Origin of the sequence: uncultured Anaerococcus sp. (assembly GCF_963510915.1) — a bacterium.
Lineage (GTDB): Bacteria > Bacillota > Clostridia > Tissierellales > Peptoniphilaceae > Anaerococcus.
The window spans coordinates 1-21,682 of record NZ_CAUPHG010000023.1 but is presented as its reverse complement, the minus strand read 5'-3'; the positions used below and the strand labels follow the sequence as shown (position 1 = coordinate 21,682).

Here is a 21,682-nt window from a genome sequence, read left to right as displayed (position 1 = left end):
CTAATTATCCTAGGAGTTTTGGGACTTTTATCAAATACAAATTCATCCCTAATCCATAATATGTCAACAGTTGCTATAGCTGGACAAAATATGAATAATTACAGGCTATAAATTTTTTGAAGGTGGCAAACCGAGAGGTGGGTCACCTTTTTCGTGTAAAAATGAAGGCTTATGGGACTTATATTACTATTTAAAATTTGTTTCTGAATTATTCCTTGACATATTATAAATTGAGTTGTATTATTATACTAAATAAAAATGTGATTACAGAAAGACAGTTTGAATGAATTACCTTAGAGAAAAGACGGTTGGTGCAAGTCTAGTAAGGATTAAAACTTATTCCCTCTGTAGGCAGAATAGCCGAAAAGAGTAAGCTATTACGGAAGCTACCGTTATCAGAAGCAAGGAGTTGATAGACTCCTGTTAAGGTAATCTTTTAGATTATAAAATTAGGTGGTACCACGAATTTACACTCGTCCTATATGGACGGGTTTTTTTATTGGAAATAATAAAAGAGTACCTCTATCAAATAAAAATTAGGAGAAGAATATGAAAAACTTAGTGAAAAAAATTACAGCGATGGCCTTAGGAGCAATCTTACTTGCGTCTTGTGGGGGAAAAACAAATGAAAAACCAAAGAGCGAAGATAAAGGTGGAAAAAAATTAACCATAGGCATTGTCCAAATAGCCGATCACCCATCCCTAGATGCTGCTAGAGAAGGCTTTATAGAAAAGCTTGATGAAGCAGGACTTGACTATGAGCTTGTTGATCACAGAGCCAATGGCGACTTAGCCCTCATTCCTCAATTTGCATCAGATTTAAAAAATAAAAAGGCAGACCTAATCTACACCATAGGTACACAAGCAGCTCAGGGTGTGGCCAATGCTATTACTGACCTACCAATCCTATTTTCAGCAGTTACAGACCCAGTTGGGGCAGGTCTTGTAGATGAAAATACCAAGGTGGGAGCAAATATAACAGGTGTGAGCGATTATGTGGAGTCTGGAAAATTAATAGATGACTTTTTAAAATTATATCCAGAAACAAAGACTTTTGGAACAATTTATAATACAAATGAACAAAACTCAGTAGTCCAAATTGAGGCTTTGGAAAAAGCGCTAAGCCAAAGAGGACTTAATCTTGAAAAACAAGGTGTTTCATCTATAAATGATATTCCCCAAGCAATTTCGTCTTTAAAAGGCAAAATAGATGCTATGTTTACAGTTACAGATAATGTGGTTGTAAATGCTATGCCAGTCCTATCAGAAAATCTAAACAAGGACAAAATCCCATCAATAGCTTGCGATGAAGGGTCTGTAGAAAATGGCGCCCTCATTTCAGAAGGGGTTAATTACAAGGAATGTGGCAAAAAGGTTGGAGAAATGGCCCTTGCAATCCTAAGGGATAAGAAGGAAATAAAAGATTTACCATACCAGAATGCCGAGTCTTTAAAAACCTTGGTTAATAAAAATACAGCGGGAATCTTAGGACTTGACTTAAATAATGAAGTCCTTAAAGATGCAGAATATGTAGAAAAATAAGAGAGAATAAAAATGAGTGGATTATTAGGATCCTTAGCCACATCAATAGAGATTGGATTAATCTTTGGCATACTGGCTATGGGATATATGCTATCTTACAAAATATTAGAATATTACGACCTATCCCTTGAAGGTTCTTATCCCATGGGAGCCTTCCTTACAGCTATAATCATAGCTAAAGGACTAAACCCTTACTTGGGCCTTATCTTATCAAGTCTGGGTGGAGGACTTGCAGGATTTTTAACCTATATCTTCTATAAAAAAGTGAAAGTCCAACCTCTTCTTACAGGCATCCTAACCCTCACCATCCTATATTCTTTAAATCTAAGAATTGGTGGGGCTAGCAATATACCTATAGCCCAATATCCATCAATATTTGGAGACCTTCCAAAATGGGCTGTTCTTTTAAGCTTGGTGATTATTTTAAAACTTATCCTAGATCACTTTTTAAGAAGTGAACAAGGTTATCTTTTAAAAGTAACTGGCAATAACAGGAAGCTTGTCAAGGCCCTTGGTAAGGACCCGGATACTTATGTTGCCCTTGGTCTAATAATATCAAACGCCATGATAGGATTATCTGGGGGACTTATGGCAAATTATCAAGGTTTTGCCGATATAGGAATGGGAACTGCCATGATAGTCACAGGGATAGCATCAATTATCATTGGAGATACTTTGGGCAAAAATTCATCAAGGCTTAGAGATACCACAAAAGCCATAATAGGAGCAATTATTTATAGGATAATATCAGGAATTGCTATTTACCTAGGTCTAAATCCAAACGACCTAAAGTTAATTACCGCCCTTATAGTTATAATATTTATAGCTTACAACAATTATCTCGTAGGTGCTAAACACAGAAAGTTGGTAAAAAATGTTGGAAATTAAAAATATATGCAAAAGCTTTAACCTTGGCACTGATGAAGAAGTGACAATTTTCGATAATTTTTCTCTAAAGATTGAAGAAGGAGTAGCGACAACTATTATAGGCCCAAACGGCTGTGGCAAGTCGACTTTGATGAATATAATATCTGGTGCCCTAAAAATTGATGGTGGTGCGATTTTAATTGATGGAGAAGATGTTACAGATCTTTCTGAAGAAAAAAGAGCTGCTTATATAGGCAAGGTAAACCAAGACCCAAAAGATGGGGTCGCAACCAACCTAGATATTTACGAAAACATGGCCCTTGCTCTAAAAAAAGGCAAAAAATTCACCCTAAAAAACCTAAAGAAAAACGCTGATGAAAAAGAAATTATAGAAAGACTTAAATCCTTGAATCTAGGCCTTGAAAAAAAACTCCATACCAAAACTGGACTTCTTTCAGGCGGTCAAAGGCAATCCCTTTCGCTTCTTATGGCAACCGCTAAGAGGCCAAAACTTTTGCTCCTAGACGAGCACACAGCTGCCCTTGATCCTAAAACCAGCCGTAATATCATGGATAAGACAAGAAGTTTAATCGATACAGAAAAAATCACCACTCTTTTAATTTCCCATAACCTAAGAGACGTTGTAAAATATTCTGACAGGATAATTATGCTGAATAAGGGAAAAATAGCCATAGATGTGATGGCTAAAGATATAACAGAGCCTGAACTAATAAAAAAATACAAGGAAGAGCTTGGCGAATACGAAGGATAAAAACTAATATCAATAAAAAAACAGCTAGGAATCAAATCTCCTTGATAGGGATTTTTCCTAGCTGCTTTTTTTAATTAAATATTTTAAGGGTTTATAACTCAGTTTTAAAGGAAAAGCTAAGTCTTGGAAAAATTTGGAGGGAATCCAAGGCTTTAGCTTATTTTTTTACAAATTTTTTGTAAATGGCGAATACAGCCATGCCGATAAGGGCATTTACTACAATAGAGCCACCTGGTTTAATGTCGAAATGGTAAGAAACAACGATTCCTACCATCATATAAATCACGCCAAGGATAGTAGTTATGAAAAAGGTTTGTTTGTATGATTTGGCTACTATAAGGGCTGTTGCCACTGGAAGCACAATGAGGCTTGTAACCATCAAGGCTCCGATTATTTTAACTGATAAGGCTATAGTTATGGCTGCAAGGAGGGTAAAGATAGCGTCAAGTTTTTCTACCTTAACTCCAGAAAGTCTTGCAGTATTAGGATCTATAGCTATAGCTAAGAGGGCTGAATACCTACTAACAGAAAGGATGATAACTAAAATAAATACTATAGAGGTATTTATTATATCAGCAGTAGTTACTGATGAAATTGATCCAAAAAGATAGGATTCAAAGGAGTTTCCACCAGGAGCGAAGTCTGAGAGGATGGCTGCTATACCAAGGCCTGTTGACATTATTACCGCTGTAGCCATATCCCCATATTGGGGAAACTTTTTTCTTATTAATTCTATTAGAAAGGCTGCAAGGACGCAAATTATGGCAGATCCAACAAGGGGATCAAAACCAAGAATTAGTCCCATACCAACACCAGCAAGAGCTGTATGGGAGAGGGCATCTCCTATCATGGAGGTTTTTCTATTAACCATTACAATACCAATAATTGGAATCATGATTGAAAGGAGAAAGCCCAGAAAAAGAGCTTTTCTCATAAAGGCAAATTCTAACATCTGACTAGCCTCCCTTCTACCATCTCATATTTTTGCATATTTAGGTCGAGACTCTCCATTTCTTTAAGTTCGTGGGTGACCATGACAATTGTTATAGAAAATTTCTCGGAAAGTATATCTATGGTTTCAAAGAAATTTGCCTTGCTTTCCTTATCGACACCTGCTGTAGGTTCGTCAAGGATAAGAATTTGAGGGTTGTTAATCATAGACTTGGCAATCATTGCCCTCTGGGCAAGACCGCCAGACAATTCATTGACTGGAGTATTGATGTATTCTTCCATGCCCATTTTTATAAGGATATCCCTTGCCTTTTGGTAGTGGATTTTTTTAGGAATTTTAATAATGCCAAAATCCTCATAAAGGTTCAAAGATACAAGCTCTAGGCAGGTTATAGGAAAGGATATTTTGTTTACTATATTTATTTGGGGAACATAACCGATGTCCTTATAGGACTTGTAATCTTCGATATTCCTGCCTAAGATTTTTATAGAACCTGAATCTTTTTTTAATTCACCCAACATTAATTTTATTAAAGTTGACTTGCCACTGCCGTTTCCACCGAGGATGAGGGCCAAATCTCCCATTTCTAGGTCAAAATCACAAGATTTTATGACGGGGATTTTATTATAGGCAAAGGTCAAATCTTTTATTTCAATTGCTTTCATTTTTTCTCCTCGACCATAGACTTGTAGAGATTTTCAAGATTCATTCTCATTAGATCAATGTAAGATTGGTCCTTATCCTTTTGCTCTTTGGTCAAATATTCCATAGAGGCAAGAGGAGAAATGTCGCCACCTATCTCTTCAGCTAAGGATTTGGCCTGTTTTGGGTTTTGACCATATTCGTAAAAGACTGTTGAAATATGGTTATATTCCGAAAAATCTATAGCCTTTTTAATTGTCTTTAAACTAGGGCTTTCAAGACTTGTAAGCCCTTGGAGAGGGTACTGGGTAAGGTCAAAGTCCCTAGCCAGATAGGCGTAAGCATAGTGTAAAGTAAGGAAATTTTTCCTGGACTTATCTAGCTTGGAGAATTTTTCTTTGTATTCTGCGTCTATATCTGTCAGTTGGTCTACATATTTTAGTTTATTTTTTCTATAAGTTTTTTCGTTTTTTGGATATTTTTCTATTAGTTTTTCCTGGATGGCATTTAGGTATTTCTTGGCATTTACTATGGAAATCCAAGAGTGAGGGTCATAGGTAATTTTGTCAAAACCTGATGAAGAGCCTTCCATAAGAGAGACTTCTTTTCCCTCATCTTTAAGGAAATTACCCTTAGTGTCTACAAAATTATAAGGGAGCAAGTCCTCACTAACCCTATCGGATATAAATATCCACTTGCCATCTTCAGGGAAATCAAAAAACACCTCGCCGGATTCGTGGCCCATTTCAATACCGTAAACCTTGCCTTCTTCTACTTTGTTGGTAGATTTTTGATGGACTAGCTCGCCTTTTTGGCTCATGACTTCCTTGGCTTTTTTGACCAAGTCTTTTTGGTCAAGGCCCTCATCTTTGATAAAGGCAACCCTCATCATGTCTTCGTGGGTGTGGCCAAAGTCAATCTTATTTTTGCCAGCCTTTATATCAAGCCTTGCTAGGTATTGAAAATCACCGATAGCAGCTGCACCCTTATAGGTAATAAGGTCTACAGAATCGGAAAGCTTTAGGATATCAAGGTCTGGCAAGTTTTCCTTTACGGTATCTAACCAAGGTTCCATGTTGGCCCCATTTACAACCAAGAGGTCGCAAGAAGCGAGTTTTTTCATATCCTTAGCAGAAGGTTCCCATTCGTGGGGCATCTTGTCTACAGGCATGAAACTTTCTACATTGACAGTGTCTCCGCCAATCATTTGGACAAGATCATGGACTGGGTAAAATGAAGTATAAATTAGGGGTTTATTTCCAGATTCCTTAGACTTCTTTGAACACCCACTCGCCAAAATAAGAACGAAGATAGAAAAAACTGTAAGAAATTTTCTTCTCCCATTTTTTTGACCAAGAAATACTTGGCCAAGGGAGAAAATCTTATTCAGTAATTTCATCTATAATTTGTTGGTCAGTTGAAGATGGTTTTACAAAGGTTGGGTACCATCCTTCTTCCTTTAGTAGGCTATCCTTATCATCACCATATCTCATGTGGAAGTGGGTTAAACTTTCTTCACCATGGATAGGCATCATTAAAAGAACTTTATAAGGAGCATCTTCGTTTTTTGCTTCAAAAACATCCCATTCAAGCTTGTGGCCACCGTGTTCTACTTCTATTTTTTCTTTATAGGTATAATCAGCTTCGCCAATAACTTCGCCCTTAGCGTCTGGGAATTCTTTTAGGAATTTAACATGGTCACCAGCGATTTCAAGTCCACCAAAGTCACATTTTCTTTTCTTTAAATAAGCTTCTTTGGCAGCAGCTTCGTCAGTATTTTCTTTTTCTGCAAGAGTTTTGAAAGCGCCTTGGATTTCAGGTTTTTCTAGGTAACCACCCATATTATTCCATTCGCCTTCCCAATCAGCTATACTTGCCTTATCAGCTTCGTCAGCTGGCTTTTCATCTTTAGCAGGTTTTTCATCCTTAGCTTGTTCTTCCACCTTTGTTTCAGCCTTTGTATCTTCTTTTGTCTTTGTATCAGCCGCATCTTTTTGACAAGCAGCTAGGATAAGACCTAGGGAGAGTAGGGCTGTTATAGTATATTTTTTATTAAATTTCATAAATTTCACCTCATAATGTAATTTTAAAATTGTTAATCGATCAACTAGTCATGATAATGATAACACCTATTAACAACAATGTCAAGAATGATTTGCATTATCAAGAATTAATAATAAATTATCAATTGATAAAAATTAAAATTTAATAGGTGTTTATGTTGATAAATACATGATCTTTCCAGGAAATATGATTCAATACAGACTGATAAAATTATATAAAAATATAAACAAATAAATATTAAAAATGATAATTAGAAAATCAAAATTTTAAGATTTCAAATTTATTTTGAAAATTCAAATTAAGGGAGAAATTAGAAGAAGGAATACAAAAATTTACAAAAAGTGACTGGCTTTGAACTTGCCAGTCACCTTTACAATCCCTATTTTTTTGTATAGTTTGGAGATTCTCTTGTTATTTGAATATCGTGTGGGTGGTTTTCTACTAGGGAGGCAGGGGAGATTTTTACAAATTTTGATTTTTCGTAAAGTTCCTTGAGGTTGGCTGCTCCTACATAGCCCATACCGGATCTTAGTCCGCCTAGGAGTTGGTAGACAACATCACCTACAAGACCCTTGTAAGCTACACGGCCTTCAACGCCTTCTGGGACAAATTTTTTGGTGTCATTTTGGAAATACCTATCAGATGAACCTGATTTCATGCTTGCGAGAGATCCCATGCCACGGTATTCCTTGAATTGTTTGCCCTCAAACATGATTGTTTCGCCTGGACTTTCTTCAGTACCTGCAAAGAGAGATCCTGCCATTATCACATTTGCACCACAGGCTAGGGCCTTGGTTATATCACCGGAATATTTGATACCACCATCTGCTATTACTGGTATGCCGTATTCTTTGGCAACTTCAACGCAATCAACTATGGCTGAAATTTGTGGGACACCAACACCTGTTACAACCCTGGTTGTACAAATTGATCCAGGACCAATACCGACTTTAACACAGTCAACGCCAGCCTCAATTAAATCTCTAGCGGCTTCGCCTGTTGCAATGTTGCCGGCAATTACTTGGAGGTCTGGGTATTTGGCCTTGATTTTCTTAACAGCTTCCATTACGCCTTTGGAATGGCCGTGGGCAGTATCAAGGGCAATTACGTCAACTTTTGCGCCAACAAGGGCGTCAACCCTTTCCATCATATCAGCTGTAATACCAACACCAGCACCAACTAGGAGTCTGTCCTTGTCATCTCTTGCTGAATCTGGATATTGCCTGGTTTTTTCTATATCTTTGATAGTGATAAGGCCCTTGAGCTTGCCTTCATTATCAACGATTGGGAGTTTTTCAACCTTACCAGATTCCATTTTTTTGATAGCATCTTCCATGGAAATACCCTCGTGACCTAAAATTAAATTATCCTTGGTCATGATATCGTCGATTAGGACGCTTTCGTCGTCTTGGAATCTCACGTCCCTGTTGGTTAAAATTCCCTTTAAATACATCTTATCATCAACAATTGGCACACCTGAAATCCTGTAATGAGCCATGATATCAAGGGCATCGCCAAGGTTGTTGTATGGGTGCAAATAGAAAGGATCGGTTATAATTCCATGCTCGCTTCTTTTTACCCTATCAACTTGGGCAGCTTGCTCTTCTATGGACATATTCTTGTGGATAATACCGATGCCGCCTTGTCTGGCCATTGCAATTGCCATTTCATATTCTGTGACAGTATCCATAGATGCTGACATTAGTGGAATATTAAGCTTGATTTTCTTGGTTAAGTTAGTTTTGACATCTACTTGATTTGGTAAAACCTCTGATGGACCTGGTACTAGAAGCAAGTCATCAAAAGTTAAGCCGTCGCCTATAATTTTCATGTTAATCTCCTCTTTTCTTTGTTATTAATAGAAACAATCCACACTTAAAGCAAAATCTTTGCTTTTGCAACACTCTATTCAATTATTTTTCTTACTATACCTTTAAAAATGAGACTCGTCTAATGATTTTCCTAAGAGATTAAAAACTGGCAGATTCACAAGGATATAAGAGAAAATTGTCCCTTAAAGATAAAAAAAATCGCCCCGGAGGACGATTTTAATTTATTATTTATATAGTAAGATGGTTAATAAAGATATAAAGCAAATAAAAAATATGAGCGACTATATAGCAACTATATGCATTTAACTACAAATAGGGATATGGATTTCTGTCAAATACCTATCTACCATATTTTCTAGGAAGGGATCTAAAATATTTATGCAGATAAAATCTTTGGAGAAATTCTTATCTGGGAAATTTTTCTTAGCCTCTTCCACAACCCTTGGTATATCGGCATAAGGACCTTCGTAAAAAAATCTTAGGGCCTTGTATTTATCTAAATATTTTATAAAGTCTTCGTATTTTTCTTTGACATAATTAAAGCCAACTAGGGCCCCAAAAACTTTATCGTAGGAGCTATTTTCTTTTTTGTAATTATAAAAAACTAGGGTTGGATAGTTGAAAAATAGGGAAGAGTTGTAGATATTCTCTTCATAGCCAAGGGAATAATATATCATAGGTGGGCTAGAAATAAAATCGTAGTCTATATTTTTGCTGATTTTTAGTTTTTCATCAACAAAATCCAACTTTCTATCTATAGTTTGTATAATTTCTGATAATCTCTCTTGTTCTTTAAGGATAATATCTGCCTGGAAATTCAGTTCTTCTTTTAGGGTGTTTAGGTTATCATGGCTTAAAAGGTCCTTGATTTTTTCTATAGAAAATCCTAGGCTCCTAAGAAATTTTATAAAAGAAAATTGAGAAAATTGATTGTAGGTGTACTTTCTATAGCCGGTCTTTGGATCAACCTCACAGGGTTTAAATAAGTCTATTTTGTCATAATAAATCAGAGTTTGCCTGCTGACATTAAACATATTGGCAAATTCACTTACGGATAAATATTTCATCACAACCTCCACTATTATCATACTAATTTTTATCGTAGTTTTAAGCAAGAAAACTCCCGCATTTGCCATAAAAGTGAGAGTTTAGAAATTTTATTATAATAATATTATGAGATTTTCCTATCAGGAATAATTTTATTTAAGATGATAGCTACTAGGGCAGAGCTTGCTATAGATGATCCTAGGATATATTGGATTATAACAGGTAGGTTTTTTATAAAGTCTTCTGGGACTAGGTTTAATCCTAGGGCAAAAGACATTGATATAATCAAAATATATTGGCCCTTGCTATCAAGATTTATGGTTTTAAGCATTCCAATTCCTGCTAGGGCAATGATACCGCTTGTTACCAAAAATACTCCGCCAATAGCAGCTGATGGGATTACGGTGATGATGGCTGACAATTTGCCTGAAAAACCTATTAGGATAAGGATGGTGCCAACAAAGGTCATTATGTGCCTGCTAAAGACTTTGGATAGGGCAAGGACTCCCACATTTGAAGAGTAGGCTGTCATTGGGCTTACCCCAAAAAGTGAAGATATTATATTGGCAATTCCAAGCCCTGTTACACCCTTATTGACCCTTTCCTCTGTGAGTTCTGTTTGGGTAGTAGAGCTTGTAGCTAGCCATGATCCAACAGTCTCTGTCATTATTACAAAGTATAAAATAATCATAGTAAAGACAGATGCTAGGTCAAATTTTATAGAAAAGTCTAGGAAAGGTAGGGCAGGCCTTGCAAAAAAACTAGCGTTTTTGACTGGTTCGAAGTTGCCATAACCATAAGATAAATAGACTAGAAACCCACATAAAAGAGCAAAAATACCCGATCCTATCCTAGAAATAGAACCTACCTTATTATTTTTTTCACCAAGAATAGAAAAAACCATCATGGCAATCATTGTTATAAGAGCAATTATAATATTTTCTCCCAAGCTAGCTTCATTTTCTACAAAAATTTGCGAATTTAGAGCTAGGGGTATGAGGGATAGGCCGATATTTAAAACTATACTTGCTCCAACAACTGGAGATATCAAGGACTGGAGGATTTTGTTAAATTGCTTTGATAATCCTATCATAACTTGGACAAAGGCACCTATTAGACAAGCGCCAACCACATAGGCCCAAGAATCGATATTGCCACCATTTATCATATAAATTCCGATAATCCCGCCAACAGGCACAAAACTTGCACCGTAGACAAGGGGATATTTCATAAAAACAAGGGCTTGAATTAGGGTTGTTATTCCTGATACCAAAAAGGTTGATTGGATTATGTTCACCTTTTGGGCGTCGTCAAAAATTAAAATTGATGCTATGATTAAAGGCACAACATAAGCATTCATAACTAAAGTATGCTGGAGGGCAAGGACTAGGGCCTTGCCAGTAGGGATTTTTTCTTCTATTTTTTTCTCGTTGGGATTTTGCATATTATTTTCCATCTATTTAACCCTCTCTCCTTGGACGTAGACTTCTTTTATGTTTGAAGATTCTGATAAAAGTAATAATTTATGGAGGATATCTATATCAGAGAGCTCCTCATAAAAGTGTGGAATTGCCTCATCTATTTTTAGAATTTGTATATCAAAGGCATAGCCTTTTTCAAGTTTTCCTATAGGTAGTTTTAGGGCCTCGCCACCTCCTGCTGTCGCTAGGTAAAAGGCTCTATTTAGAGTTATTGACGAGTCTTTTCTGCCTCTTTTATCACTAGCTAGGGCTGGATTGACTCCGTCGTTTAGCATCCTAGATGAGATGACAGCTTGTCTTATGGCTGTATACATGCTAGGGCTATAACCACCAGAAATATCGGTAGCAAGACCTACATTTAGTCCCATTTCCTGGCAAGTTTTGATAGGTAGGACTGCATTTGCAAAATAAGCATTTGAAATCGGACTGTGGGCAATACTTGCGCCTCTTTCTGCCAAAAGCTTCATATCTTCTTCTGATAGGTGGCAAGCGTGGGCTAGGATAGTTCTTTCGTTTATAAGGCCAAACTTATCCAGGGCCTTGGCATCGTGGATTCCGTATCTTTCTATAGCATAACCATGCTCCCAGTCGCTTTCGCTGACATGGCTTTGGATATGGATATCTTTATAGGTTTTAGCTAGCTCTCCCAGGCCTTCTAGGGCCTCATCTGAGCAAGAAGGTATAAACCTAGGTGTGATGACCGGATATACTTTTTGCTTGTAGGCATCTTTTATGGCTAAAACCTCATCTATAAAGAGTCTTGATTCTTCAATAGCATCTTTGGCTGACTTGTCCCTGCAATAATCAGGGTTGGCATTAGGATCATCCATTACAACCTTGCCAACAAGACCCCTTTGACCAAGAGTTCCACAGATTTGGGCGAGAAGTCTTGATGGAGCCCTATCAACGCTTGAAAAATACATGGCAGTTGTTGTACCGAACTTGAGAGTTTCTTTTACCAAATCTCTATATACCATGTTAGCAAATTCTAAGTCTTTATACTTGCTTTCAAGTGGGAAGGTGTATTTGCCAAGCCAAACTTCTAGTGGACTATCTAGGGCGGTGCCAGCTTGTGGCCACTGAGGAGCGTGGTTGTGAAGGTCTATAAAACCTGGCAATATGTATTCATCATCAGCTAAAACCCTAAGTTTGCCCTCTTCTAATAGGTTTTGTCTTATTTCATCATAAGAAGCATTAGATTTTTCATAAAGTTCTTCTATAAAACCATCTTCGTTTATTAGAAAAATCCCCTTATTTATAAATTTAACTTGGTCAAAACTTTTGCTATAAAAAGCTTTTGCTTCTATTGCAAATGACTTATTCATTTTTACCTCCTGAAGATTTTGGAAATATCATATAGCCTATAGTAGCTATACAGTCAAGGAGAAAATAAAAAAAATCGCCCCTAAGGACGATTTTATTTTTTATTCACTTACCATGAGGTAATTATAAGCTCCGAGAGCTGCTGTGGCTCCAGATCCTGCGGCGATTACGATTTGTTTGAATTTGCTATCTGTGGCATCACCTGCGGCGTAGATTCTTTCGATGTTGGTAGATCCATCATTATTTGTGATGATTTCTCCCATTTTATTTTTTTCTATACCTGAATCTCCCATCCAATCAGTATTTGGAATTAGGCCGACTTGGATAAAGCAACCTGATATATCAAGCTTGTGGTCTTCTCCACTAATCCTGTCTGTATATTCGAGTCTTTCAACCCTGCCTTCGCCGTAAAGACCTGTGGTTTGGGCATTGGTTATTACTGTCACATTATCGAGTGATTTCAATTTCTTCTGTAAAATCTCATCAGCCTTTAATTCTGGCAAAAATTCTAGGACGGTAACGTGTTTAACAATACCAGCTAGGTCAATAGCTGCCTCTATGCCAGAGTTTCCACCACCTATTACAGCGACATTTTTACCCTTAAAGAGTGGGCCGTCACAGTGGGTACAATAGGCAACTCCCTTGTTTCTAAACTCAGTTTCACCAGGGATGCCGATTAGTCTCCACCTTGCACCAGTTGCGATTATTGCGGTCTTGCTAAAAAGTTTAGCTCCGTTATCAAGGTTTACTTCTACCTTACCGTCTACAGATTTTATCCCATCGGCAAGGACTCCGGTCATTAGGTCTACATCAAGACCTGTAACTTGCTCTTTCATTTGAACCATAAAATCAGGTCCCTCTGTGTATTTAAAACCAGGAATATTTTCTATTGAGAGGGTCTCGTTGACTTGACCACCAAATTCGCTAGCTACAAGGCCTGTTTTGATTCCTTTTCTAGCAGCATAAATTGCAGCTGTTGCAGCTGCTGGACCGCCACCTATAATTAGGGTATCAAAAATTCCCTTATTATCAAATTCTCCCTTATCAACCTTAGTTCCAAGTTTGTCTAATAAGCTTGCTAGTGATTGCTTGCCGCCTTCGAAAAATTCCCCGTCCTTAAATATAGCAGGAACAGCAAGAACGTCTCTTGATTCCGCTAGGTCTTGGAACATACCACCCTCAATCATTGTGTGGTTGATAGTTGGATTTAAAATTGCCATTATATTTAAAGCTTGGACTACATCTGGACAATTGTGGCAGGAAAGAGAAACAATGGTTTCAAAGTCTGCTGCACTTAAAGATTCGATTCTTTTTTTGTCAGAATCGTCAATCTTTGGAGCAACTCCTCCTGCTTGGAGCATAGCTAGGGCGAAGGAAGCGAATTCGTGACCAAGAGGAAGACCAGCAAAAACAATCTTTCCATGATCAAAAGCGCCTTTGATTTCAAAAGAAGGAAAATATGTCAATTCTTTTTCGACAAGTTTAACCTTATCAGAAAGTGCCACAACTTCTTCTACAAATTCCCTAACTTTTTTTGAATTTTCATCATCATGAGCAGAAAGCCCAATAGTGACTTCTGTTTTTAAGAGGCCAAAATATTGGGCTAACTGGTTTTTTAGATTTTGATCTAACATATTAGATTTTACCTACTAGGTCAAGTCCTGGTGTAAGAGTTGCGTCAGCTTCGCTTTCCCACTTAGCTGGACAAGCTTCACCTGGGTGGCTTGCAACATATTTAGCAGCCTTAACCTTGTTTATATTTACATTAGCTTTTCTGCCTATACCATCAGCGTTGATTTCTACAGTTTGAATAACATTTTCTGGGTCGATTACAAGAGTTGCCCTATGAGCCTTGCCTGAATCATCTAGAAGACCAAGTTCTCTAGTAAGCTCTTTATTAGAATCGCCAATCATTGTGTACTTAATTTTGCTAATAGCTTCAGAATTATCGTGCCAAGCCTTGTGAACAAAATGAGTATCCACAGAAACTGAATAAACCTCAGCACCAAGAGCCTTTAATTCATCGTAAGACTCTTGCATATCTTCAAGCTCAGTTGGACATACAAAAGTAAAATCAGCTGGATAGAAAATAAGAACGGTATAAGAACCCTTTAAGTCCTCGTTAGTTACTGTTACAAATTCTTCTTTAGCTGGATTGTAAGCATCAAGTTTAAATTCTGGTAATGTTTTTCCTATTAAAGCCATAATATACTCCTTAAAATAATATTTCAGAATTGTTAGCTCTGTAATAATAATTATAATCATTCTAAATACAATAGTCAAGTTTTGCTTCCGATCCTAAGTAAGAAATTTTTAAAAAATATGTATTCTAAAAATTTTAGAAAAAAAGCTTCAAACAAAACAAAGTTTTAAATATAGTTTCGGAATAAAGTTTTACACTTTTAAGTAAATACATGGTTTGCAAGATATTGATAATTGTTTGTTTTTCTATAAAACATGGTATTCTAAAGGTCTAAGAAGCATTACGAAAGGAGTAACGTATGACTAACAAGAAAAGGATTTCATTAGCATTAGCTTTGCTTTTAGGACTGTCTAGTTTTACAGCTTGCCAAAAATCAGAAGAAAAGCCTGCTGAAGAAAAAGCACAAGAAGAAAAAGCAGACGAAGCTGATAAGAAGGAAGCAAAGCCTGAAAATGAAGGCAAAAAAGAGGGCGAAAAAACTGATGGAAAGTTCGAAGCTACTGGTCCAGGCTATGGCGGAGATATAAAAGTAGCTGTGGACTTAAAGGATGGAAAGATAGAAAACATAGAAATTCTTGACAACCTAGAATCAGCTGGCGTAGGAAAGGTAGCCATGCCAATAGTTGCAGATAGGATTAAAAAGGGTCAATCTGTAAATGTTGATTCTGTTACAGGAGCTACAGCTTCATCAAAGGGGCTTATGCTCGCAGTTACCAATGCTTTAAAAGAAGCCAAAATGGATGATAAGTTCAAAGCAGAATATAAGGAGGACAGAGAATACCCAAGCGAACTTGACGCTGATGTAGTAATCCTAGGTGGCGGTGGTGCTGGTCTAGCTGCTGCTGTTGAAGCTGTAGAAAAGGGCTCATCAGTAATAGTTGTTGAGAAAAATGGATATGTAGGTGGAAATACTATCCTATCTGGTGGTATATATAATGCACCAGATCCAGAAAATCAAAAAGCTCAAGGCATAGAAGATTCAAATGAATTATTCTTTAAGCAAACATTCGAAGCAGGGGATGAAGTAGCAAACCCAGAATTAGTAAAAACCATGACAGACAATGCTTATGATGGTCTTGTATGGTTAAAGAAACTTGGAACTAAGTTTGAAGATAAGATAATTCAAGGAGCTGGCTCCCTCTATCCAAGAACCCACCAAGCTGTAAAACCTAATGGAACAGGACTGATAGAAGCTTACGAAGAAAACCTAAATGGCAAAGAAAATTATAAACTTTTAACAGAAACAACAGCTAAAAAGATTTTGATGGATGGCGATAAGGTAAGCGGAGTAGTTTGTGAAAACCATGATGGATCAGAATTAAAAATAAAGGCAAACAAGGCGGTCATAATTTCTACTGGTGGTTTTGCTAAAAATGCAGAAATGGTTGTAGAATACAAAGATGCAGAAAAATGGCCAAACTTAGATGAAAATACTATATCTACAAACCTTGATTCTATAAGAGGTGATGGTATCACCATGGGCAAGGAAGTTGGAGCTGACCTAGTAGACATGGGTCTAATGCAATTTTTATACTTAGGAATACCAAAGAAAGGTCAAATAACTGGACTTGTAGATTTAGGTGCAGAAAAAACCTTATTTGTAAATAAAGAAGGTAAGAGATTTGTCAGAGAAGATGGTAGGAGAGATGTAATCTGTAAGGCAATATTTGATCAAACTGATGGAGAAATGTGGCTAATACATTCATCAGATGCACTTGATTTTGATACAGAAAAAACCATAGAAGGCAAAGATTTCAAAACAGTATTAGAAAAAGGTGAATTCGGATGGGTTAAGGGTGATACCCTAGAGGAATTTGCTGAAAAGATGAATGTACCTTATGAGAACTTAAAAGAAACCATAGACCAATACAATAAAGCGGTTGATGATAAAAAAGATGAATTTGGCCGTGAGAACCTAACAATTAAATTTGAAAAAGGCCCATTTGTAGGTGTGCCTAGAGTTCCATCCCTACACCATACAATGGGAGGATTGAGAATTGATAAAGACTGCCACGTACTAAATAAAGATGGCAATGTTATAAAAGGTCTTTATGCTGCCGGGGAAGTAACTGGAGGCATCCATGGTTCCAACAGAGTTGGTGGAAACGCTATAGTAGATACAGTTGTATTCGGTAGAATAGCAGGACAAAATGCGGCTGATGAGAAATAAAACAATAAAAGGATGTGAAAATTCACATCCTTTTTTATGCAAAAAATTTATTTATTATAAAATTAAGTTTATAATATCAGAGCAAGGTCTTGAAATCACTGTATTATTTTAGTCTAAGAGGCCTTATTCAAATTTAAAATCAGAGAACCTGATAAGACTAAAACCATTCCGATTGCGAGGTTAGTAGTAAAAGCTTCACCAAGGGTTAGGACAGAAAGGATAGAGCCAAAAAGCGGCACAAAAAGTTTGTAAATTCCAAACTCTCCAGCAGAATGGTATTTAAGCACAAGTGTCCAAATAGTAAAGGCAGTTGCCGAAATGAAGGCGGCGTAAAGTAATAAAATAATAGCCTTGAGGTTAAAGTGAAGATTTCCATCTCTTAGGATAAGGCCTGTTATTATCATCAAAGTCGATCCGATAATAAATTGCATGGCCATTAGGAAATATGAATTTTCCTTATGACCATACTTGCGAATTAAAACTGTGCAGAGGGCGTTAATAGTTGTTGAAATAATTATAAAGCCATCGCCAGTGAGCTTAAAACCACTTTCTCCACCAGCCTTGCCCAAGTTTGTAACAATTATACCTAGTGTTCCAAGGATAAGGGCTATGATCATATTTTTATTTATCTTATCCCCAGGGAGTAGAAATAGAGAAAATATAACTACTATAAAGGAGTTAGAAGCTTGTATTATAGAAGACTTTACACCCGCAATATGGGATAGACCTATATAATAGAAAATATATTGGCTAAAGGTCTGAACAATACCTATAAAAATAATAAATTTCCAGTTGATATCAGATTTTTTTATATCTTCCTTATTAAAAAGACCTAAATATATGAAAGTAATTATCCCCGCCAAGAAAAACCTAAGTCCTGCAATCAGGATTTTCGCCCCAGTATCAGCGGGATTTACTGCTAATTCAATGTAGGTTGTTTTTATAGTAGGGATAGCTGATCCCCACAGAAGCATGGCAAGGATGGAAAAGATAATTGCATTTTTTTTGTTTTTTAACAAAGTGACCTCCTGAAATTTAACGATTAATACTATTAAGACTTTACCAAATAAAAAGATTTTGGCAAAAATAATTGGGAACTTAGGTTAGTAAAGGGCAAAAATTATAAAACTTACTCCAAACCTTATACACGATCAGTAGTTATTTTTAATACTTATTCTAATTAATAAGACAAGAAAAGAAAAACAAATATATACGAACGTTGTTTTTGTGGATGAATATATACGGTATAATATTAAAAAACGACCAAATAAAGAAGAAATTTTAGAATAATTATAAATGTGAGTTTTTCTATGAGCTTATGTACTTATGGTTGAGCAAGATTAAAGGTATACTTATTGGAGTAATTGTGAAATCGTTTTATCAGATTGAGACCACTACCTTTTTGGTATTTGCAGAAAGATGAGGCCTAGTATGGATTTTTGTGAAATTTTAAGAGAAAAGATGGCTACAGCCTTTGGATGCACTGAACCAGTTGCTCTAGCCTATGCGGCTAGTAGGGCAAAATATATTTTGGGAGAAAATCCTAAAAAAATACATGCAAAATTATCAGGAAATATTATTAAAAACGCCAATAGTGTTAAGGTTCCAGGAACTGACGGGAGAAAAGGAATTGAAATATCTTTGGCTGTGGGAGCTTTTTTAGGAGATTACACAAAGAAATTGGAAGTGATTTCTACCGTTGATAAGTCTAAGCTAGAGTATATGGATGAACTAATTAAAAATGGTCTTATAGGTGTGGAATTAGATTATGACAAGGTTGGTCTTTATATTGATGTATTAATGGAAGGAGATGGGGCAAACTCAGAGGTGATCATAAGTGGTTATCATACAAATATAGTTTATGAGAGACTTAACAACAGGGTCTTGTTAGATAAAAGATGTGAAAATAATAATGAGGATAAACTTAAAGACCTAGATTTTGATAAGATTTATGATTTCGCAATGATGGGCGACTATTCTAGCATAATCGGGATTTTAGATAAAGAAATCACCTATAATTATTCCATATCTAAAGAAGGCATAGAAAATAAATGGGGTGCTTGTATCGGTCAGATTTTATTAAGTGAATCTGAAGATAAGCCAATAGAAAGATACATAGCTTATGCGGCAGCTGGCTCAGATGCACGCATGTCAGGTTGCGAAAAGCCAGTTGTAATAAATTCTGGTTCAGGCAACCAAGGGATAACCATATCGGTTCCAATAATATCATATTGTAAGGACAATAATTGCAAGAAAGATGAACTCTACAGGGGTCTAATATTTGCAAATTTACTCGCTATTTATATAAAAGATGGCATTGGAGAGTTATCTGCCTACTGTGGGGTTGTTTCTGCAGGGGCTTGCGCTATAGCAGGGATAGCCTTTATTAAAAAAGAAAAAAAGGAAGTAATTAAAAATACTATTATAAATGCACTTGCTATTAATTCTGGACTTTTATGTGATGGTGCTAAGGAATCTTGTGCTGGCAAGATTGCTTCTAGTTTAAAGGTTGCAAATATGGCATATATCCAAGCAAAAACAGGAAACACCTTCAAAAACAAAGATGGAATAGTCAAAGATGATGTCGATAAAATGATAGAGACTATTGGAAATATAGCTAAACAAGGAATGATAGAAACTGACAGGGTAATTTTAAATGAGATGATTAACAGTTAGATTTTAATTCAACCTAAGATATGGGAAAACTATGGATCATGACAAAATTTTTTAAGTAAATAAAAAGTAAAATATTTGCCAGGAATAGGAAGACTATTCCTGATTTTTCGGTGATTCTAAAAGAAAAAAGACCATTAGTTTTCTAATGGTCTCTAATGGTGGGATTTTATCCCTGAGTTAAACAGCGCAAGTTGTAAAAATCGGGTTAATTGCCGTTTTTACCAACTTTCCTATTTAGTATAGCAAGAAATAGCCTTTCTGTAAAGCTTTTTGTGTAAATTTCTTTATTTTGTTAAATTGTTATCAATATTTTTTATAAATTCGGGTATAAATACTAGAGATTGGAGTTGTTATGAAAACTTTAGTAGGAATTGATTCTATAAAAACATTTGAAAATTCAGTTGAGATTGGTAATATTTTTAAAACAAATCTTTCAACTGACGTTGAGGTTATGCCTTTTTTGGATGGGGGTGAAGGAACGGTTGAAGCCATGCAGTCCCTTATCAAGGGCGAGTATAAGTATGTAAATGTCCATAACCCTCTAAATGATGTTATTACAGCTAGATATATTCTAAAAGATGACTTGGCAGTGATGGAGATGGCAGAGTCTTCTGGTATAAGGCTGCTTTATAAGGAAGAATTAAAGGTAATGGAGTCTTCTTCCCTTGGTTTTGGGGAGATGATTATAGATGGTCTTAATAATGGGGCTAGGTCTTTTTATATTGGTATTGGAGACACCGCCACTAATGACCTTGGCATGGGTATGCTATATGCTCTTGGAGTGAGGTTTTTTGACGAAAAAGACAATGATCTAAATCCCATTGCCGAAAATATGGAGAAGGTTTTTAGGATTGATATAGATGATCTCGATGAGAGGCTCAGAGGAATTGAGATTAAGATTGCTACTTCTACCAACCAAACTCTTTTCGGAGAAAATTCCTTCCTTGAAGACAGGGTCTATAGAAAAGGAGCTAGCGATTATGATACAGCTAGGCTTTTTAAGGGGTGCAAACACTTTAAAAAAGTAATCGAAGATAGCCTGGGCACAGGCCCCGTTGATATGCCTGCCATGGGATCTGGCGGCGGTGTAGCTTGGGCTCTTTATATGTTTTTTAGGGCTAAAATTTCAAAGTCTATGGATTTCATCTTGGAGACTGTAGATTTTAAAGATTTGATAAAGGATAAGGATTTTTTAATTCTTGGAGAAAATGTAGACCAATTTAATGGGGCGGCCTCTATAAATGTGGCAAGCCTTGCCAAAAGATACAAAAAAGATATCAAGATTATTTTCCTTCAAGATAAGGATGGAACAAAGATTAAAAATATGGGAGACTTCGACCAAATATATACCTACAAGCTAAAAGATTTCTATTATAGAAAGGATATCCATAAGCAGATTGCAAGTCTTGCTAAAAGTCTTGATAAGACTATTTTAGCGAGGGAAAAATTAGGGGTATAGTAGACTTATGAATATAAATTTAGAAAGACTTAGCCAGGCTAAGGTGACATCGGGTCTTATGATTATTAATATAATTGTTTTTATCCTGATGACTTTAAGTGGAGGCAGTGAAAGTATTGACAATTTAATAAGGTTTGGAGCAAATTCCAAAATCCTAGTGGCAAATGGTGAATGGTGGAGACTTTTTACAGCGTCTTTTATTCACATTGGTTTTTTCCATATTCTCTTTAATATGTATTTTTTCTATAGTTTGGGTCCGATTTTTGAAAGAATGTTTGGATCTGTGAACTTTTTGATAATTTACCTAGTAGCAGGAGTTTTTGGCAATCTTTTATCTTTTGCTTTTGGCAATCCTTATGCTGTGTCTGCTGGCGCTTCAACCAGCCTCTACGGCATGCTAGGTCTTGCCATAGGGATGATGACAACCTACAGGAATGATGAAATCATTAGGAGCTTCGGTGCGAGCTTTATCTCTGTTGTAGTGATAAATGTAATTTATTCTCTTCTTGCACCTGGTGTTGGAATTTATGGCCATCTTGGAGGATTTGTTGCTGGGTTTCTCTTAGCGGGAATTTTTCCTATCTTTGGGAGAGAAATAGCAATTATAAAAGGTTGCTATCTATAATAATTTTATTAGGCGCAAGCATTGTTC

Annotated in this window: 18 protein-coding genes; 7 read left to right on the top strand and 11 right to left on the bottom strand. The window is 36.3% G+C overall.

Going from position 1 to position 21,682, the window contains the following annotated elements; all coding sequences use genetic code 11:
• Nucleotides 1-549 precede the first annotated feature (549 nt).
• From RQ893_RS03380 to RQ893_RS03370, 3 genes are read left to right on the top strand one after another with little or no spacing between them, the layout of a single operon-like run.
• Nucleotides 550-1,542: an ABC transporter substrate-binding protein gene (locus RQ893_RS03380; protein WP_311481641.1), complete on the top strand. Its 993-nt coding sequence runs from the start codon at nucleotides 550-552 to the stop codon at nucleotides 1,540-1,542.
• Nucleotides 1,543-1,554: 12 nt separating this feature from the next.
• Entirely contained in the window at nucleotides 1,555-2,430 is an 876-nt protein-coding gene (locus RQ893_RS03375) for an ABC transporter permease subunit (RefSeq protein ID WP_311481640.1), read from the top strand.
• Nucleotides 2,417-3,181 (top strand): ATP-binding cassette domain-containing protein, encoded by a 765-nt coding sequence (locus RQ893_RS03370; RefSeq protein ID WP_311481639.1) that lies wholly within the window; start codon nucleotides 2,417-2,419, stop codon nucleotides 3,179-3,181. The genes RQ893_RS03375 and RQ893_RS03370 overlap by 14 nt, the downstream gene beginning before the upstream one ends.
• Before the next feature lie 157 nt (nucleotides 3,182-3,338).
• Here the strand turns inward: RQ893_RS03370 and RQ893_RS03365 are convergent, their stop codons facing one another.
• The 10 genes from RQ893_RS03365 to ahpC form a co-directional block, all read right to left on the bottom strand.
• Nucleotides 3,339-4,133 carry a metal ABC transporter permease gene (locus RQ893_RS03365; protein WP_311481638.1) on the bottom strand — a complete coding sequence of 265 codons (795 nt, stop codon included), beginning with the start codon at nucleotides 4,131-4,133 and terminating at the stop codon, nucleotides 3,339-3,341.
• Complete coding sequence (locus RQ893_RS03360) at nucleotides 4,127-4,798, bottom strand: ATP-binding cassette domain-containing protein (RefSeq protein ID WP_311481637.1); 672 nt, start codon at nucleotides 4,796-4,798, stop codon at nucleotides 4,127-4,129. The genes RQ893_RS03365 and RQ893_RS03360 overlap by 7 nt, the downstream gene beginning before the upstream one ends.
• Nucleotides 4,795-6,174 (bottom strand): metal ABC transporter solute-binding protein, Zn/Mn family, encoded by a 1,380-nt coding sequence (locus RQ893_RS03355; RefSeq protein ID WP_311481636.1) that lies wholly within the window; start codon nucleotides 6,172-6,174, stop codon nucleotides 4,795-4,797. Before RQ893_RS03355 ends, RQ893_RS03360 begins: the two co-directional genes overlap by 4 nt.
• Nucleotides 6,158-6,838, bottom strand: coding sequence for a ZinT/AdcA family metal-binding protein (locus RQ893_RS03350; RefSeq protein WP_311481635.1), 681 nt, complete (start codon nucleotides 6,836-6,838; stop codon nucleotides 6,158-6,160). Before RQ893_RS03350 ends, RQ893_RS03355 begins: the two co-directional genes overlap by 17 nt.
• 380 nt (nucleotides 6,839-7,218) lie before the next feature.
• Nucleotides 7,219-8,670 carry an IMP dehydrogenase gene (gene guaB, locus RQ893_RS03345; protein ID WP_311481634.1) on the bottom strand — a complete coding sequence of 484 codons (1,452 nt, stop codon included), beginning with the start codon at nucleotides 8,668-8,670 and terminating at the stop codon, nucleotides 7,219-7,221.
• Nucleotides 8,671-8,973: 303 nt separating this feature from the next.
• Nucleotides 8,974-9,738 carry a helix-turn-helix domain-containing protein gene (locus tag RQ893_RS03340; protein ID WP_311481633.1) on the bottom strand — a complete coding sequence of 255 codons (765 nt, stop codon included), beginning with the start codon at nucleotides 9,736-9,738 and terminating at the stop codon, nucleotides 8,974-8,976.
• Nucleotides 9,739-9,842: 104 nt separating this feature from the next.
• On the bottom strand, nucleotides 9,843-11,174 hold the full coding sequence (locus tag RQ893_RS03335; RefSeq protein WP_311481632.1) for a solute carrier family 23 protein: 1,332 nt from the start codon (nucleotides 11,172-11,174) through the stop codon (nucleotides 9,843-9,845).
• Nucleotides 11,175-12,524 (bottom strand): guanine deaminase, encoded by a 1,350-nt coding sequence (gene guaD / locus RQ893_RS03330; RefSeq protein ID WP_311481631.1) that lies wholly within the window; start codon nucleotides 12,522-12,524, stop codon nucleotides 11,175-11,177.
• Between the two features lie 99 nt (nucleotides 12,525-12,623).
• Complete coding sequence (ahpF, locus tag RQ893_RS03325) at nucleotides 12,624-14,156, bottom strand: alkyl hydroperoxide reductase subunit F (protein WP_311481630.1); 1,533 nt, start codon at nucleotides 14,154-14,156, stop codon at nucleotides 12,624-12,626.
• A 1-nt stretch (nucleotide 14,157) separates the two neighbouring features.
• Nucleotides 14,158-14,727, bottom strand: coding sequence for an alkyl hydroperoxide reductase subunit C (ahpC, locus tag RQ893_RS03320; RefSeq protein ID WP_311481629.1), 570 nt, complete (start codon nucleotides 14,725-14,727; stop codon nucleotides 14,158-14,160).
• Nucleotides 14,728-15,023: 296 nt separating this feature from the next.
• On the opposite strand from ahpC, the gene RQ893_RS03315 reads away from it, so the two are divergent.
• Nucleotides 15,024-16,895, top strand: coding sequence for a flavocytochrome c (locus tag RQ893_RS03315; protein WP_311481628.1), 1,872 nt, complete (start codon nucleotides 15,024-15,026; stop codon nucleotides 16,893-16,895).
• A 113-nt stretch (nucleotides 16,896-17,008) separates the two neighbouring features.
• Here RQ893_RS03315 and RQ893_RS03310 read toward each other — a convergent pair whose 3' ends face one another.
• Entirely contained in the window at nucleotides 17,009-17,914 is a 906-nt protein-coding gene (locus tag RQ893_RS03310; protein WP_311481627.1) for a DMT family transporter, read from the bottom strand.
• Between the two features lie 412 nt (nucleotides 17,915-18,326).
• Between RQ893_RS03310 and RQ893_RS03305 the strand changes: the two genes are divergently transcribed.
• From RQ893_RS03305 to RQ893_RS03295, 3 genes are all read left to right on the top strand, one after another.
• The gene (locus tag RQ893_RS03305; protein ID WP_311481626.1) at nucleotides 18,327-19,571 is read left to right on the top strand and encodes an L-serine ammonia-lyase, iron-sulfur-dependent, subunit alpha; all 1,245 of its coding nucleotides are present in this window, start codon (nucleotides 18,327-18,329) and stop codon (nucleotides 19,569-19,571) included.
• 352 nt (nucleotides 19,572-19,923) lie between these two features.
• Nucleotides 19,924-21,030, top strand: coding sequence for a glycerate kinase (locus RQ893_RS03300; protein ID WP_311481625.1), 1,107 nt, complete (start codon nucleotides 19,924-19,926; stop codon nucleotides 21,028-21,030).
• Nucleotides 21,031-21,037: 7 nt separating this feature from the next.
• Nucleotides 21,038-21,655, top strand: a complete 618-nt coding sequence (locus RQ893_RS03295) for a rhomboid family intramembrane serine protease (RefSeq protein ID WP_311481624.1) — start codon at nucleotides 21,038-21,040, stop codon at nucleotides 21,653-21,655.
• The last annotated feature ends 27 nt before the right edge of the window (nucleotides 21,656-21,682 follow it).